The following is a 14,449-nucleotide window of genomic DNA, read 5'->3' as shown; positions in this document are numbered from 1 at the left end:
TCAACTGATGTCGAACAGTTTGTCGAAGTTGGAGATGGCGAGAATCTTGCGCACGTCGGAGTTGCTGTTGACCACCCGCACGTCCGAGTCGTCGCCGCCGGCGTGATCGCGCAGCAGGAGCAGCATGCCCAGCGCGGAGCTGTCTAGGTAGGTGGCATCCTTCAGATCGACCACGATGGAGTCAGGCTTGTGGTTAAGCCGCTCATAGGCCTCGCGAAATTCCTGATGGCGCCCGAAATCGAACCGCCCCCTGACCGAAATCGTCAGTTTTTGGCCATCCGGAGAGACTTCTGTAACGACTGACATTGACTGGCTTCCTTGTCATTGACGAACGTGTACAAGGTTTAGCACTTGGACAGGGTTGGGGCAAGGCTGGAAGCCAGATCAAAAGATCGCAGCCTTCGGCAGCTCCTACATCAATCACCTGCAGGAGCTGCCGAAGGCTGTGAACTTTTGACATTATTCAAGAGGATCGTGCCGCGGCAAACGCTGCGACAACTCGTCCAGTAATCTCTGCTCGCGCTTGTCTTCGAGGCGTTGCGCCTCTTCGCGGTAGCGCTGCACCAGTTTGCGCAGGCCTTCGACCTTGGCAAACGCCTGCTGCCAGGCGTCTCGCGCCTTGATCAGGTTGTTCTGGTGCCAGACCAGGCTTTGCCGCTGCTGGTCGATCGCAGTGTCCAGTTGCGCGAGAAAGCCGTGATACCCCAGCAGCCATTGTCCGGAAACCCCGTCGCTGCCACGCACGATCCACTGCTCCTGATAATCCAGACGAAAGGCGTCGAGGTCGGCGAGTTTGCTTTCAGCCACCTTGACCTGGCCCTGAAAGTATCCCAGACGCTGGACGGCAGTTTTTTCGGCCTGTTCGGCCATTTCCACCACCGGTGCCAGACGTGCGGCGCGACTCACGGCCATGGCCGGTTACCCGCCCGCCGCAGGCGCGAACAGGGTTTCCAGATAGGCTTGGCTCTCGCCCATGTTGATCTTGTCGTTCAGCCCCTGCCGCTGGTAGCGGGTCAGTTGCGGCTGCAGATTGATCGCCAGATCGGTCTCGCGATCGCCACCGGCGACGTAAGCGCCGACGCTGATCAGATCGCGGCTCTGCTGATAGCGCGACCACAGCTGCTTGAAGTACTGCGCACGCTGCATGTGTTCCGCCGAGACCACCGCCGGCATCACCCGGCTGATCGAGGCTTCGATGTCGATGGCCGGATAATGACCTTCCTCGGCCAGACGCCGGGACAACACGATGTGGCCGTCGAGCACGCCCCGCGCCGAGTCGGCAATCGGGTCCTGCTGGTCATCGCCTTCGGACAACACGGTGTAGAACGCGGTGATCGATCCCCCGCCCTTTTCCGCGTTACCGGCGCGCTCCACCAGTTTCGGCAGTTTGGCGAACACCGAGGGCGGATAACCCTTGGTCGCTGGCGGCTCGCCGATGGCCAGGGCGATTTCCCGCTGGGCCTGGGCGAAACGGGTCAGCGAATCCATCAGCAACAGGACGTTCTTGCCCTTGTCGCGGAAATACTCGGCGATGCGCGTGCAGTACATGGCCGCGCGCAGACGCATCAGTGGCGCATCGTCCGCCGGCGAGGCGACGACCACCGAACGCTTGAGGCCTTCTTCACCGAGGATGTGCTCGATGAACTCTTTCACTTCGCGACCCCGTTCACCGATCAGGCCGACGACGATAATGTCGGCCTCGGTGAAGCGGGTCATCATGCCCAGCAGCACCGATTTACCGACACCGGTACCGGCGAACAGACCCAGACGCTGACCACGCCCGACCGTCAGCAATCCGTTGATGCAACGGATGCCGACGTCCAGCGGTTCGTGGATCGGGTCGCGGTTGAGCGGGTTGATTGTCGGGCCGTCCATCGGCACCCAGTCTTCAGCCTTCATCCCGCCCTTGCCGTCCAGCGCGCGTCCGGCGCCGTCGAGTACGCGACCGAGCATGCTCATGCCCATCGGCAGACGACCGGTTTCCGCCAGCGGTACCACACGGGCGCCCGGGGCAATGCCGGCGACGCTGCCGACCGGCATCAGGAAGACTTTGCTGCCGGAAAACCCCATGACTTCCGCTTCCACCTGGGACGGGTGATAGCTGTCGTCATTGATCACCAGGCAACGTGTGCCCATGGCGGCGCGCAGGCCTTCGGCTTCGAGGGTGAGGCCGACCATGCGCAGCAGACGGCCTTCAAGAATCGGCGCGCCAGCGATGTCAGTGGCGTCGGCATAGGTGCTGAGGCGCTTGGCGAAACTGGTGCGTTCAAGGCGCATCGGGGGTGTCCGCGAGCGGCGCTTGCGGCGCAGCCGCCGATGGGATTTCTTCAGGAATGTCCAGACTCAGATCCGGCGCAGCCGGGTGCAGAGACTGTTCGTGCAACTGGTCAAACAGCTTGCCCATGACCTGGGTGATGCGGGTTTCAATGCTCGCGTCGATGCGGCTGTGCGCGGTTTCAACCCGGCAACCACCGGGCATCAGCGACTCGTCCTCGACGATGCGCCAAGTTTCTTCATGGCGTTCGCGCAAGGCCTTGGCCTGCTCGAAGTCCTGTGGATTGACGTACAGACGCACGTTGTCCACGCCCAACGGCAGCAGCTTGAGCGCGTCGCGCATGACGTGTTCGATCTGGCTGGAATCGATCGCCAGTTCGCGCTTGATCACCTGTCTGGTGATGTGTTGCACGAGGTCAACCAGCGACTTTTCGATCTGGGTGTCTTGCTCGGCAATCGGCTCGAACAGGTGGGTCATCAACTGCTCGAGGCTGGCCAGTTTTGCCGCCAGCGCCACTTCGGCTTCCTGACGCACCTTGAGCGTGGCGCTGTGAAAACCTTCCTTCTCACCGATGCCAAAGCCCTCGTTGTAAGCCTCCTGACGGATGCTTTCGAGTTCTTCCAGAGTCAGTGGCTGGACTTCTTCCAGCGGCACTTCTTCCATTTCCGGCGGTTCGGGCTCCGGCTCCGGCTCGGGTTCCGGTTTCGGCGGATCGAAGCTGGGCAGCGCCCAGGATTCGAAACCACGGACATCGCGGGCGCGGATCAGATCCGTCACTGACTCGTCATGCTTGTCCATGGGCTTAGATCATTTCCTCGCCGCCCTTGCCACCGAGCACGATCTCGCCGGCTTCGGCCATACGACGGGCAATGGTGAGGATTTCTTTCTGCGCGGTTTCCACGTCGCTGACGCGCACCGGGCCTTTGGCTTCGAGGTCGTCGCGCAACAGTTCGGCCGCACGTTTGGACATGTTCTTGAAGATCTTCTCTTTGACGCCTTCGTCCGAGCCCTTGAGGGCCAGTACCAGCACGTCCGAGGACACTTCGCGCAACAGCGCCTGGATGCCGCGGTCGTCGACGTCGGCCAGGTTGTTGAACACGAACATGAGGTCTTCGATCTGACCGGACAGGTCTTCGTCGACTTCGCGGATCGAGTCCATGAGCTGGCCTTCGATCGAGCTGTCGAGGAAGTTCATGATGTCCGCCGCACGCTTGATGCCACCCAGGGTGGTGCGCGAGGCGTTCGAGTTGCCGGAGAACTGCTTCTCGAGAATCTGGTTCAGCTCTTTCAGCGCAGCCGGTTGCACGGTGTTCAGCGATGAAACGCGCAGGATGATGTCCAGGCGCACCTTGTGGTCGAAGTTGCCGAGCACTTCACCGGCCTGATCCGGGTCGAGGTAGGCGACGACGATGGCCTGGATCTGCGGGTGTTCGTAACGGATCACATCGGCAACGGCGCGCGGCTCCATCCATTTCAGGCTGTCGAGGCCGCTGGTGTTGCCACCGAGCAGGATGCGGTCGATCAGGCCGTTGGCCTTGTCTTCGCCCAGCGCCTGGGTGAGCATTTTGCGCACGTAGTCGTCGGAGCCGACGCCGAGGCTGGTCTGATCACCGACGATGTCGACGAATTCGCTCATGACCTGCTCGACCTGCTCGCGATGGACGTTGCCCATCTGAGCCATGGCCACACCCACCCGCTGAACCTCTTTCGGGCCCATGTGGCGCAGCACTTGCGCGGCATCGGTCGAACCCAGGGACAGCAGCAGAATCGCGGCTTTGTCGACCTTGTTCAGTTTGACGGTTGCGGCTCGGTTATCACTCATCTGCGTTAATCCACTCTTTCACGACCTGAGCCACGCGACCCGGATCCTCGGCCACCAAGCTCTTGATTGCATTCAGTTGTGCGTCATAACCCTCACTCGGGCTCGGCAACAGAATGCTCTGCGGACCACCGAGGCTCACGCGGTCGTTGGCCAGGTCGCCGTCCAGGCCGCCCATGCCACCGAGTTCCACGTCGCTGCCCAGACCGGCCAGCTCCTTGCCTTTGCCGCCACCGGTGATGTTGTTCAACACCGGACGCAGCACACCAAACACCAGCACCAGGATGAACAACACACCCAGCACTTGTTTGACGATGTCCCAGAACCATGGCTGGGAGTAGAACGGAATATCGGCAATCACTTCACCGCGTTCGGCGGAGAACGGCATGTTGATCACGCTGACGCTGTCACCACGACTGGCATCGAAGCCAACGGCGTCCTGCACCAGACGGGTGAAGCGCGCCAGTTCATCGGCGCTCCATGGCGCGCGGGTGGTTTCCCCGTTGGCCGCATTGACCTTGACCTGATCATCGACCACCACCGACACCGACAGACGATTCAGGCGACCCTGCTGCTGCTTGGTGTGGCTGATGGAACGGTCCAGTTCGAAGTTCTTGGTGGATTGTTGACGCTTGTCCGCCGGGTACGGTGCGAGCATTGGCTGGCCGGTGGCCGGGTCCATGATCTGCTGACCGTTGGCATCCACCAGTGGCTGACCGGGTTGAACCATGCCGGTAGAGCCTTGCGCGCCACCGGTGGTTTGCGGTGCCGAGGCCGGCGCCGGCGGCTGGTTGCTCAGCGCCCCCGGGACACCTTGCGGACCATTGCTGGCGGTGCGTTGCTCATTGACCGACTGCTCGCTGCGCAACGCCGGTTGGTCCGGGTTGAACTGCTCGGCGGTGGATTCGACGGCACTGAAATCGATGTCGGCCGAGACTTCAGCCTTGTAGCGATCGTTACCCAGCACCGGCTGCAGAATGTTGTGCACGCGCTGAGTGAGCATGCTTTCCATGCGGCGGCTGTAATCGAACTGCTTGCCGGCCATGGTCATTTCGGAGTTCTCCGCCTGATCGGAGAGCAGATTGCCCTTCTGATCGACGACGGTGATCTGCGATTTGCTCAGTTCAGGCACGGAAGTCGCCACCAGGTTGATGATCGCCACCACCTGACCCGGCTCCAGCGAACGTCCGGAGTACAACTCGACCAGAACCGAAGCGCTTGGCTTGCGCTCATCACGCACGAACACCGAACTCTTCGGAATCGCCAGGTGCACGCGGGCGCCCTTGACGTTGTTCAGGCTGGAGATGGTGCGTGCCAGTTCGCCTTCGAGGCCACGACGGTAACGGGTCGCTTCCATGAACTGGCTGGTGCCCAGCCCCTGTTCCTTGTCGAGGATTTCGAAACCGATGTTGCCGTCGCTGGGAGTGACACCAGCGGCCGCGAGTTTCATCCGCGCACGGGACAGGTCGTCAGCCTTGACCAGCAAGGCGCCGGAGTTCGGCTCGACGGTGTAAGGGATGTCGGCGGAGGCCAGGGTGTCCATGACCTGCTTGGCGTCCATGCCGGCAAGGCTGCCGTACAACGGACGGTAATCCGGCTGCTGCGACCACAGCACCACGGCAAAGCCAATCGCCACGCTCGCAGCCAGGCCGACCAACAGGCCCACCTGACGCAGCATGGTCATCTCGGAGAGGTTTTCCAGGAAGGACAGGCCGAACAGCGGCGGTTTGCCGTCTATCGGGGTGGCCTTGGCCGGAACGTTATCGGCGACTGCTTCTGCCATGACTCAATCTCGTCCTTAAACCGGCATCTGCATGATGTCTTGATAAGCCTGAACCAGTTTGTTGCGCACCTGGGTCAGAGCCTGGAACGACACGCTGGCTTTCTGCGAGGCGATCATCACGTCGGTCAGATCGACGCCGCTCTTGCCGATTTCAAATGCGTTGGCCAACTGAGTCGATGCTTGCTGGGTATCGCTGACTTTGTTGATGGCCTGACCGAGCATGTCGGAAAAGCTGCTCCCTGCCAGTTCAGGGACGGCGGCAGTCGATTTCGGCGTGGCCATGGCGTCCATTTTCATGGCCTTCATGTCCATCATCAACCGATTAAATTCAATACCTTGGCTCATGGTCTACTCTCTTGGGCGGCCCGCAATTTTTTGACACTCACTCGGCGGGTACACAGGTATTAGCAACAAGGGTGCCAGCTATCGGGCAGCCTTTCAGAAAAGCACTTTCAAACATTCGCTCCACCGCTCACGTGGCGAACAGATAGCCTTCGACGTCCATCCCGGCATCGCGCATTTGCGCCAACTTGTAGCGCAGGGTTCGCGGGCTGATACCGAGTTTTTCCGCTGCTTCCTTGCGCCGGCCGCGTTCGGTGCGCAGGGTATCGATGATCATCTGAAACTCCCGGCGCCGCAGGTCATCGCCCAGCGCACCGGCGGATTCAGCCTCGACTTCGATCTCGCGCACCAGCGGCTGCACCGGCACGACGGACGGCGCAGTACCAAACGTCACCGCGCCCGTCAGGCAGAAATCCTGGGGCTGGATCAAACCGCCCTGCTGCAGAATCAGCGCCCGTTGAATGGCGTTATCCAGCTCACGCACATTGCCCGGCCACGGATAACCAGTGAGGCAAACCTGGGCTTCTGGCGACAGCTTCGCCGGCGCGTGCTTCATTTTATTGACGTGTTTGTTCAGCAACCGCTCGGCCAGCGGCAAGATATCGGCAGTGCGCTCGCGAAGTGGACGCCACGCCAGAGGAAAAACCGACAGACGGTAAAAGAGGTCTTCACGGAAGCGCCCCGCCGCCACTTCGCCAGCCAGATCGCGGTTGGTGGTCGCGACCACGCGAATATCCAGCGCGATCGGCTTGCGCGCACCGACACGCTCGACTTCACGCTCCTGCAGCACACGCAGCAACTTGGCTTGGAGGCCCAAGGGCATTTCGGAAATCTCGTCGAGCAGAAGGGTGCCGCCATCGGCTTGTTCAAACTTGCCGGGTTGCGCCGCGATGGCGCCGGTGAATGAGCCTTTCTCGTGACCGAACAGCGTGGCTTCAAGCATGTTGTCAGGAATCGCCGCGCAGTTGATCGCGATGAACGGCTGGCTCGCACGGTGAGATTGCTGGTGGATGTAACGCGCCAGTACTTCCTTGCCGGTACCGGACTCGCCGGAGATCAACACTGTGGAATCGCTGCGCGCCACCCGCGCCGCCAGGTCGAGCAACTGCGCACTGGCCGGCTCGACCGCCACCGGCCCGTCGCTATCAGCCACACTGACACAGCCCAGCGCATGCCGCGAAACCAGGTCCAGCAGAGCCTTGGGCTCGAACGGCTTGACCAGATAATCCGCCGCTCCCTGGCGCATCGCATCGACCGCTCGCTCCACCGCGCCATGTGCGGTCATCAGCAGTACCGGTAGTTGCGGCTGCCGGGCGCGCAACAGTCCAAGCAGTTGATGGCCGTCCATGCCGGGCATGTTGACGTCACTGACCACCAGACTGAACGCTTCGCGCTCAACCGCTTGCAACGCCTCTTCGGCGCTGCCGACCGCGTGGTAGTCGTGGCCTGCCAGCAACAGCGTGTCGGCCAGCGCTTCGCGCAACGAGCGGTCATCCTCGACCAGCAAAACCTTGATGCCCATGACGTTTACTCAGCTCCCTGTACAGCGGAAAACAGCGGCAGGATCACCTGCGCGCACGTGCCGCGCCCGACGCGCGAACGCAGCCGCAATTCTCCCTGATGTGCCCGGGCCACAGCCTTGACCACGGTCAGACCAAGCCCGGTGCCGGTGACTTTGGTGGTAAAAAATGGCTCGCCGAGACGTTCGAGCACCACCGGATCTATACCGCTGCCGCTGTCGCTGACGCACAGGCGCAGGCTGTTGTCGCGGGTGTAGCAATGCACTTTCAGGCGTACGTTGCCGTCACTGGCCTGAATCGCGTTTTCGATCAGATTGAGAAGGGCCCCGACCAGCGTGTCGCGGTTGCACAGCAATTCGCCGGCATGACTGTCGCACTGCCAGCGAATAGGCAAGTCCTGCACATGGGTCAACGCTGCCGCCTGCAATGTCTGCATCAACGCATTGGGGGTGATGCGGTCAGTCAACGGCAACTCGCCACGGGCGAACACCAGCATGTCACGCACCTGATGCTCCAGCTCATGCAGGCGCTCTTTGAGGCGTCCGGCGAAGCGCTGCTGAGTGGCGACCGGCAATTCCTGCTCAGTCAAATGACTGGCGTAGAGCAAAGCGGCAGACAACGGTGTGCGGATCTGATGAGCCAGCGAGGCGACCATGCGCCCCAGCGATGACAGACGCTCATGACGCGCCAGTTGATCTTGCAGGTGGCGGGTTTCTGTCAGATCGTTGAGCAGCACCAACTGCCCCGGCTCGGCATCCAGCGAGCGGGTGGCAATCGACAGTCGCCGACCGTTTTTCAGAGAGATTTCATGACCATCATCCTCGCGTGGGGCGAAGCATCGGGCGATCACGTGGCGCCACAACTCGCCTTCCAGCGGCAGCCCCAACAACTCAATGGCCGCCGGATTGGCCTCGCGAACCATGCCATGGCCGTCAATGACGATGACGCCACCGGGCAACAGATCAAGGAGGTTTTGCAGGCGGTTGGCCAAACGTTCTTTTTCGGCCAGCTCCTGCATGCGCTGGGCACTGACCACCGCCAACTCGCCTTTGAGCTCGGTGACCCGGGCTTCAAGCATGCTGTAGGAGTCGGTCAACTGACTGGACATCTGATTGAACAGCGCGAACGCCTGCTCAAGACCCTGACGGCTCGCCTGCTCTACGGACGACGATTGCCCCTCGGCATTGGAGGCAGATGACATCTGGGCGTGGGGCATTGTGTTCTCTCGCTTGGCTGACCGTCAGTTAAACGGAACGTTGCGAGGGACTTAGCAATACCCGTGCCTAAAAAAAACTGCTTACAAATGAAGACGTTAAAAAACAGGCGTCAATCATCCGCCTGTTCATCACCTTCACGCCGACTCATGCCGTACTTGCGCATCTTCTCCACCAGCGTGGTTCGACGAATGCGCAGGCGTTCGGCGGCACGCGCCACAATGCCATTGGCATCGTCCAGTGCCTGCTGGATCAGACCCTGCTCCAGACCACCGAGGTAGTCTTTGAGGTCCAGACCTTCCGGCGGCAGCAGAGCATTGGCGGTGAAGTCCGGGGTATGACCGTTGATCGCCACGCGCTCTTCGAGATCGCTGCGCAGACTGTCGACCATCTGCTCGTCTTCATCATCGACGTAGCGGAACTTCTTCGGCAACTCGACCACACCGATGACCCCGTACGGGTGCATGATCGCCATGCGCTCCACCAGGTTGGCCAGCTCGCGGACGTTGCCCGGCCAGCCGTGACGGCACAGCGACATGATCGCTGCCGAGTTGAAACGGATCGAACCGCGCTTTTCGTGCTCCATGCGCGAGATCAGTTCGTTCATCAGCAGCGGGATGTCTTCAACGCGCTCACGCAACGGCGCCATCTCGATCGGGAACACATTCAAGCGATAGTAGAGGTCTTCGCGGAAGGTGCCGACCTCGATCATGCTTTCGAGGTTCTTGTGGGTCGCGGCAATGATCCGTACATCGACGCTCTGGGTCTTGTTGCTGCCCACACGCTCGAAGGTACGCTCCTGCAGCACGCGCAACAGTTTGACCTGCATCGGCAGCGGCATGTCGCCGATTTCATCGAGGAACAGCGTACCGCCGTTGGCCAGTTCGAAACGTCCGGCACGGCTGGTGATCGCGCCGGTGAAGGCGCCTTTCTCGTGGCCGAACAGTTCGCTTTCCAGCAGCTCGGCCGGGATCGCCCCGCAGTTGACTGGCACGAATGGCGCGTCGCGACGCTTGGAGTGGTAATGCAGGTTGCGCGCAACCACTTCCTTGCCGGTGCCGGACTCGCCGAGGATCAGCACACTGGCGTCGGTATCGGCCACTTGCTGCATCATCTGACGGACATGCTGGATCGCCCGGCTGGTGCCGACGAGGCTGCGGAACAGATTGGGTTCGCGATGACGGCCGCGCTCGCGGGCCTGGTCGTACATCTCGCGATAGACCTGGGCACGGTGCAGGGAGTCGAGCAGCTTGCTGTAGCTGGGTGGCATTTCCAGCGTTGAAAGCACCCGGCGGCGCTGGTCTTCCGGCAGGTCGACGGAAGAATTATCGCCCATCAGCAAAACCGGAAGGAACTCATCCCATGTCGAGAGTGTCTTTAACAAGCCCAACAGTGCACCCGGAGCATTTACCGTCCCGATCAGTACACAGATGACTTCACGACTTGATGACAAAGAGCCGACAGCCTGCTGCCAGTCATGGCTGCCGCAGGGTAAATTTTCTTCGCCGAGAAAATTTAAAATCACCGCCAGGTCGCGGCGGCGGACGCTATCGTCATCGATCAGCAGAATTTTGGTTTCACGCCACATGCAATAGCAACTTCCCTAGTCAACTCAATGCCCGAAAAATGGGGCAAGCGAGACGCTTGCAGGACACCTTGTGCCTGTAGACGCCTGAAATCTGAAAACAGCCACTAGTTAAGTCAAAAAACCGTGCACAGTCAAATTTATGGCGCACATGTCTGGATTAACTGGGGGTTAATTAACCAAACAGATGGTAAACCTTTGCCGCCTTTTGCGCTTGGGTGATCTGCGACATCTCGTTGGCTATCGCCTGCCGCTCACCCATCGCCGCCTCCAGAAGCTCCTTGTAGACGTGGAGCAGCTCCTCAAGGTTATTGCGCAGGGCCTCCTCATCCAGCGAGGCCTCGGCCATGACGTCTTCCATGCAGGATCGGCAAGCCAGATCCAGCTCGCCAATGGCTTCCCAGTTGCGTTCGGCCAGCGCACTGACCAGCGCTTCACGGGTGTCGGCGATTCGCTGCAATACAAGACTCATGGTGCTCTCCTTCAAAACTGCGGAGCAGGCTCGGGGGCAATGGCATCCCAGCCTTCTTTGACCGTGCTCAGCAAGCCGGCAACCTCATCGAGAATGCGCGGATCGCTGTTGATGTTGGCCTCGGCGAGGCGCTTCATCATGTAGATGTACAGCCCGTCCAGATCGGCCAGTTCATCGGCACATTTTTCCAGGTCCAGACCTTCGCGCAGACCGCTGACAATGCCAATGGCCTTGCTGATCGAGGTGCACTTGCCAGGAATGTCCTTGCGCTCGATGGCACCCTTGGCCTGAGCGATGCGGGCCAGCCCGCCTTCCATCAACATTTGTACCAGACGGTGCGGGCTCGCCTCGGAGGTCTGGGCGTGCGCGCCGACTTTCTGATATTGCCGAAGGGCTAACATTGGGTTCATGTTCTACCTCATTGCCACAATGACTCGTATAACCAGTGTATCGCCAACGAATCACAGAACTTTAGATCAAAAGACAAAAACCCGGCGCACGCCGATAAAGCGTAGCCGGGTTTTTGTCGTTCTTGCAGGTTACTTCGCGGATTGCTGAGCGTTCAGCGAGCTGAAGAACGACGTGATGTTACTGGCCGTCGCTTTCATCTGCCCTACCAGCAAGTCCATGGCGTTGTACTTGGCCGTCAACGTCTTGGTCAGGTTGGCCACACGCAAATCCAGCGCCAATTGCTGACTGGTCAGGCTCTTGGTGTTGTTGTTCAGGATGGACATGCGCTGATCAAGCAGGCCTACGGCAGTAGGTGCGCTACCGGCAGGTGCCTTCAGATACGGGTCCACCGCCTTGTTCATGCGCGCCAGCAGACCGTTGGTATCGTTAGTCCCGGTGAACATCTGCTGCACCTGGCCAGCCTTCCCGGGCTGAGCCATGGTTTTGGTGAACGCAGCAGTATCAAACGTCAGGTTGCCGGTGTTGCGATCGGTCATCACACCGATCTCCGACAGGTAGGACAAAGCACCCTCTGCACCAGCACCAGGAGCAGTCAACTGGCCACGGATGTCGGAGATCAGCGAGCGCGGCAACGAGTCACCGGTAAAAGCGGCCTGCACCGTTAGCTTGCCATCGGCGTCCGGTGTCGCCTTGGACAGGGTGTCGATGGTGGTCTTCAGGGTGTTGTAGGCGTCAACAAACGCCTGAACCGAAGCCTGCAGCCCTTTGGTGTTGGTATCGACGCTGACAACGGTCGGCGTGGCAACGCCACCAACGACAGGGCTGACAGTGGTCAGATTCAGGGTCAGGCCGCTGATTGCACCACTGACCGTGTTACTTTTGCTGGAAACCTGCAGGCCGTCGATGGTCACCTTGGCATCTTGTGCAAGGCCATTGACGTTGCCCGAGGCGCCTGCCGCTGGATTAGTACCCATCGACTGAGTACCGTCGATCTCCAGACCGGCGATCCCGCTGACAGAGAGATCGGTACCCGCGCCAGTCTTGTTGGAGCTGATCACCAGGCGCGAAGCACCACTGCTGTCAGTCACGATGTTGGCAGAAATGCCATTGGCGCCCTGAGCCGTGTTGATCGCATCACGCGTGCTCTGCAAGGTCGCATTGGCCGGGATCGTGACATTGTAATCAGTGCCATTCTGACTGATTTTCAGGGTACCACTCGGAATGGCACTGGCAGCACCGCCGGCGAAAGAAGCGCTGGCAACTTTCGAGCCAGTGGCCAATTGGTTGACAACAACGTTGTAAGTCCCCGACACCGCAGTGTTATCGGAGGTGGCGCCGAGAATCGCTGTGTTGCTCGAGGTCGCCGTGAAGCCGGCAAATGCCGGATTGGTCTTGCTGCCCAGGTTGGTCATCGCCGTCTGGTACGCGGTCAGCGCACTCTTCAACGTGCCGACACCGGAAATCTTCAGGGTATTGGTCTTGGTCGCGGAATCGATCTGCGTCTGTTTCGGCGACTTGTCGGCGTTGACCAGCGCGGTCACGATCGCGCCGATGTCCAGGCCGGAACCCAGTCCGGAACCCGGTAGAATTGGACTTGCCATGTGCATCTCCCTTCAGATTGTTGCCAGACTTTTGACCCATCCAGGCGTCATTCAAGAAAGACAAACACTATTCATGCCAGCTATCAGACTTTGGCGTCGAACAACACATGGCTTGCGTTGGCGAGGCTGTCTGCGAGCTTGAGTGCTTCTGCGGAGGGGATCTGGCGTACGACCTCACCCGTCTCGCTTGCGATCACCTTGACGATGACCTTGCCAGAGTGCTCGTCAATCGAGAACTCCAGGTTACGCTTGATCGATTGAACGAACTTCTCGATCTCTTGCACGGCCAGTTTCAACTTGGCGTCATCCGTTTGCTGACTTTTCCTGTCAGCGACCGGAGCGTCGGCCGATGCAACTTTTGGCGTCTCCGACGGCTTGTCAGCAACAGGCGTCGCTGGCTTGGGAGCCGGATAAGACACGTTAAGCTTTACGCTCATGTCCATGCTCATCACCTCCTAACGTAAAAAAGCGAGAGAGCGCGACCAGCGCACCCTCCCGCCCAAACTCATTCCGAATTACTGAAGCAGCTTCAGTACAGCGGAAGGCAGTTGGTTGGCTTGAGCCAGAACAGAGGTCGAAGCCTGTTGCAGGGTTTGCTGCTTGGTCAGGTTAGCAGTCTCTGCGGCGAAGTCGGTATCTTGTACGCGACCTTGTGCAGCAGTGGTGTTCTCGGTGATGTTCTGCAAGTTCTGGATGGTGCTGGTCAGACGGTTTTGCGAAGCACCCAGGCTGGCACGAGTTGCACCGATTGCAGCGATAGCGGCGTCGATTGCAGTGATCGCGTTGTCGATGTTCTGCGAAGCAGAACCAGCGCCAGTACCGGTGGTACCGGTCAGAACTACAGTACCGCTACCTACGGACAGGCTGACGGCGTCGAACTTGGAGCTCAGTACCAGGTCGATGTGGTTAGCCGAACCGGTGTTTGCGCCGACTTGCAGGGTCACAGTACCAGCCGAACCGTCCAGCAGGTTTTTGCCGTTCAGGTTGGTAGCAGCCGAGATACGGGTGATTTCGTCAGACATCTGAGCGAATTCAGCGTTGGTTGCGGTCTGGTCAGCAGTGCCGTTGGTGCCGTTACGTGCTTTAACAGCCAGTTCACGCATACGCTGCAGGATGTCGGTCGAAGCTTGCAGAGCGCCTTCAGCGGTCTGAGCAACGGAGATACCGTCGTTGGCGTTCTGGATGGCTTGGGTGTTACCACGGATCTGCGAAGACATACGGTTCGAGATCTGCAGGCCAGCAGCGTCGTCTTTAGCGCTGTTGATTTTCAGGCCGGAAGACAGGCGCTGCATCGAAGTCGACAGAGCGTCGGAAGCGCGGTTCAGGTTCTTTTGAACGTTCAGCGACGTGGTGTTGGTGTTTACTGTTAAAGCCATGACGAATTCCTCGTTGGTTGGGTACTGCGGCTTCCGGCCCTGGCAACCGCC

15 protein-coding genes are annotated in these 14,449 nt (G+C 60.0%); all 15 read right to left on the bottom strand.

Annotation, left to right across the window (positions count from 1 at the left end):
• The 15 genes from AC193Q_RS00635 to AC193Q_RS00565 all read right to left on the bottom strand — a co-directional run bounded on the left by AC193Q_RS00635 (window position 1) and on the right by AC193Q_RS00565 (window position 14,398).
• On the bottom strand, window positions 1-306 hold the full coding sequence (locus AC193Q_RS00635; RefSeq protein ID WP_047292541.1) for an STAS domain-containing protein: 306 nt from the start codon (window positions 304-306) through the stop codon (window positions 1-3).
• A 153-nt stretch (window positions 307-459) separates the two neighbouring features.
• Complete coding sequence (gene fliJ / locus AC193Q_RS00630) at window positions 460-912, bottom strand: flagellar export protein FliJ (RefSeq protein ID WP_047292539.1); 453 nt, start codon at window positions 910-912, stop codon at window positions 460-462.
• Between the two features lie 6 nt (window positions 913-918).
• Window positions 919-2,277, bottom strand: coding sequence for a flagellar protein export ATPase FliI (gene fliI, locus AC193Q_RS00625; protein WP_047292537.1), 1,359 nt, complete (start codon window positions 2,275-2,277; stop codon window positions 919-921).
• Window positions 2,267-3,073: a flagellar assembly protein FliH gene (gene fliH / locus AC193Q_RS00620; RefSeq protein ID WP_121184345.1), complete on the bottom strand. Its 807-nt coding sequence runs from the start codon at window positions 3,071-3,073 to the stop codon at window positions 2,267-2,269. Before fliH ends, fliI begins: the two co-directional genes overlap by 11 nt.
• A gap of 4 nt (window positions 3,074-3,077) precedes the next feature.
• Complete coding sequence (gene fliG / locus AC193Q_RS00615) at window positions 3,078-4,097, bottom strand: flagellar motor switch protein FliG (protein ID WP_007920042.1); 1,020 nt, start codon at window positions 4,095-4,097, stop codon at window positions 3,078-3,080.
• Window positions 4,090-5,877: a flagellar basal-body MS-ring/collar protein FliF gene (fliF, locus tag AC193Q_RS00610; protein ID WP_121184343.1), complete on the bottom strand. Its 1,788-nt coding sequence runs from the start codon at window positions 5,875-5,877 to the stop codon at window positions 4,090-4,092. Before fliF ends, fliG begins: the two co-directional genes overlap by 8 nt.
• Before the next feature lie 15 nt (window positions 5,878-5,892).
• Window positions 5,893-6,222, bottom strand: a complete 330-nt coding sequence (gene fliE / locus AC193Q_RS00605) for a flagellar hook-basal body complex protein FliE (RefSeq protein WP_003222869.1) — start codon at window positions 6,220-6,222, stop codon at window positions 5,893-5,895.
• A gap of 127 nt (window positions 6,223-6,349) precedes the next feature.
• Complete coding sequence (locus tag AC193Q_RS00600) at window positions 6,350-7,741, bottom strand: sigma-54-dependent transcriptional regulator (RefSeq protein WP_121184341.1); 1,392 nt, start codon at window positions 7,739-7,741, stop codon at window positions 6,350-6,352.
• 5 nt (window positions 7,742-7,746) lie between these two features.
• Window positions 7,747-8,940: an ATP-binding protein gene (locus AC193Q_RS00595; protein ID WP_183082876.1), complete on the bottom strand. Its 1,194-nt coding sequence runs from the start codon at window positions 8,938-8,940 to the stop codon at window positions 7,747-7,749.
• 125 nt (window positions 8,941-9,065) lie between these two features.
• A complete protein-coding gene (locus tag AC193Q_RS00590; protein ID WP_041073001.1) occupies window positions 9,066-10,541 on the bottom strand; it encodes a sigma-54 dependent transcriptional regulator in 1,476 nt (491 codons plus the stop codon).
• Window positions 10,542-10,713: 172 nt separating this feature from the next.
• On the bottom strand, window positions 10,714-11,010 hold the full coding sequence (fliT, locus tag AC193Q_RS00585) for a flagellar protein FliT (RefSeq protein WP_003222861.1): 297 nt from the start codon (window positions 11,008-11,010) through the stop codon (window positions 10,714-10,716).
• 11 nt (window positions 11,011-11,021) lie between these two features.
• The gene (gene fliS, locus AC193Q_RS00580; RefSeq protein ID WP_027614233.1) at window positions 11,022-11,420 is read right to left on the bottom strand and encodes a flagellar export chaperone FliS; all 399 of its coding nucleotides are present in this window, start codon (window positions 11,418-11,420) and stop codon (window positions 11,022-11,024) included.
• Window positions 11,421-11,549: 129 nt separating this feature from the next.
• Complete coding sequence (fliD, locus tag AC193Q_RS00575; RefSeq protein WP_095667182.1) at window positions 11,550-13,022, bottom strand: flagellar filament capping protein FliD; 1,473 nt, start codon at window positions 13,020-13,022, stop codon at window positions 11,550-11,552.
• A gap of 83 nt (window positions 13,023-13,105) precedes the next feature.
• Window positions 13,106-13,465 carry a flagellar protein FlaG gene (locus AC193Q_RS00570; protein WP_047292524.1) on the bottom strand — a complete coding sequence of 120 codons (360 nt, stop codon included), beginning with the start codon at window positions 13,463-13,465 and terminating at the stop codon, window positions 13,106-13,108.
• A gap of 72 nt (window positions 13,466-13,537) precedes the next feature.
• Window positions 13,538-14,398, bottom strand: coding sequence for a flagellin domain-containing protein (locus AC193Q_RS00565; RefSeq protein ID WP_007958307.1), 861 nt, complete (start codon window positions 14,396-14,398; stop codon window positions 13,538-13,540).
• Window positions 14,399-14,449 lie beyond the last annotated feature (51 nt).

The organism is Pseudomonas sp. F2 (assembly GCF_057174385.1).
This window is presented reverse-complemented; position numbering and strand designations above follow the sequence as displayed.

Bases quoted from the DNA above. Each gene is read 5' to 3' on its own strand.
- AC193Q_RS00635 (WP_047292541.1), bottom strand. From the start codon at position 306: ATGTCAGTCGTTACAGAAGTCTCTCCGGATGGCCAAAAACTGACGATT.
- fliJ (WP_047292539.1), bottom strand. From the start codon at position 912: ATGGCCGTGAGTCGCGCCGCACGTCTGGCACCGGTGGTGGAAATGGCC.
- fliI (WP_047292537.1), bottom strand. From the start codon at position 2,277: ATGCGCCTTGAACGCACCAGTTTCGCCAAGCGCCTCAGCACCTATGCC.
- fliH (WP_121184345.1), bottom strand. From the start codon at position 3,073: ATGGACAAGCATGACGAGTCAGTGACGGATCTGATCCGCGCCCGCGAT.
- fliG (WP_007920042.1), bottom strand. From the start codon at position 4,097: ATGAGTGATAACCGAGCCGCAACCGTCAAACTGAACAAGGTCGACAAA.
- fliF (WP_121184343.1), bottom strand. From the start codon at position 5,877: ATGGCAGAAGCAGTCGCCGATAACGTTCCGGCCAAGGCCACCCCGATA.
- fliE (WP_003222869.1), bottom strand. From the start codon at position 6,222: ATGAGCCAAGGTATTGAATTTAATCGGTTGATGATGGACATGAAGGCC.
- AC193Q_RS00600 (WP_121184341.1), bottom strand. From the start codon at position 7,741: ATGGGCATCAAGGTTTTGCTGGTCGAGGATGACCGCTCGTTGCGCGAA.
- AC193Q_RS00595 (WP_183082876.1), bottom strand. From the start codon at position 8,940: ATGTCATCTGCCTCCAATGCCGAGGGGCAATCGTCGTCCGTAGAGCAG.
- AC193Q_RS00590 (WP_041073001.1), bottom strand. From the start codon at position 10,541: ATGTGGCGTGAAACCAAAATTCTGCTGATCGATGACGATAGCGTCCGC.
- fliT (WP_003222861.1), bottom strand. From the start codon at position 11,010: ATGAGTCTTGTATTGCAGCGAATCGCCGACACCCGTGAAGCGCTGGTC.
- fliS (WP_027614233.1), bottom strand. From the start codon at position 11,420: ATGAACCCAATGTTAGCCCTTCGGCAATATCAGAAAGTCGGCGCGCAC.
- fliD (WP_095667182.1), bottom strand. From the start codon at position 13,022: ATGGCAAGTCCAATTCTACCGGGTTCCGGACTGGGTTCCGGCCTGGAC.
- AC193Q_RS00570 (WP_047292524.1), bottom strand. From the start codon at position 13,465: ATGGACATGAGCGTAAAGCTTAACGTGTCTTATCCGGCTCCCAAGCCA.
- AC193Q_RS00565 (WP_007958307.1), bottom strand. From the start codon at position 14,398: ATGGCTTTAACAGTAAACACCAACACCACGTCGCTGAACGTTCAAAAG.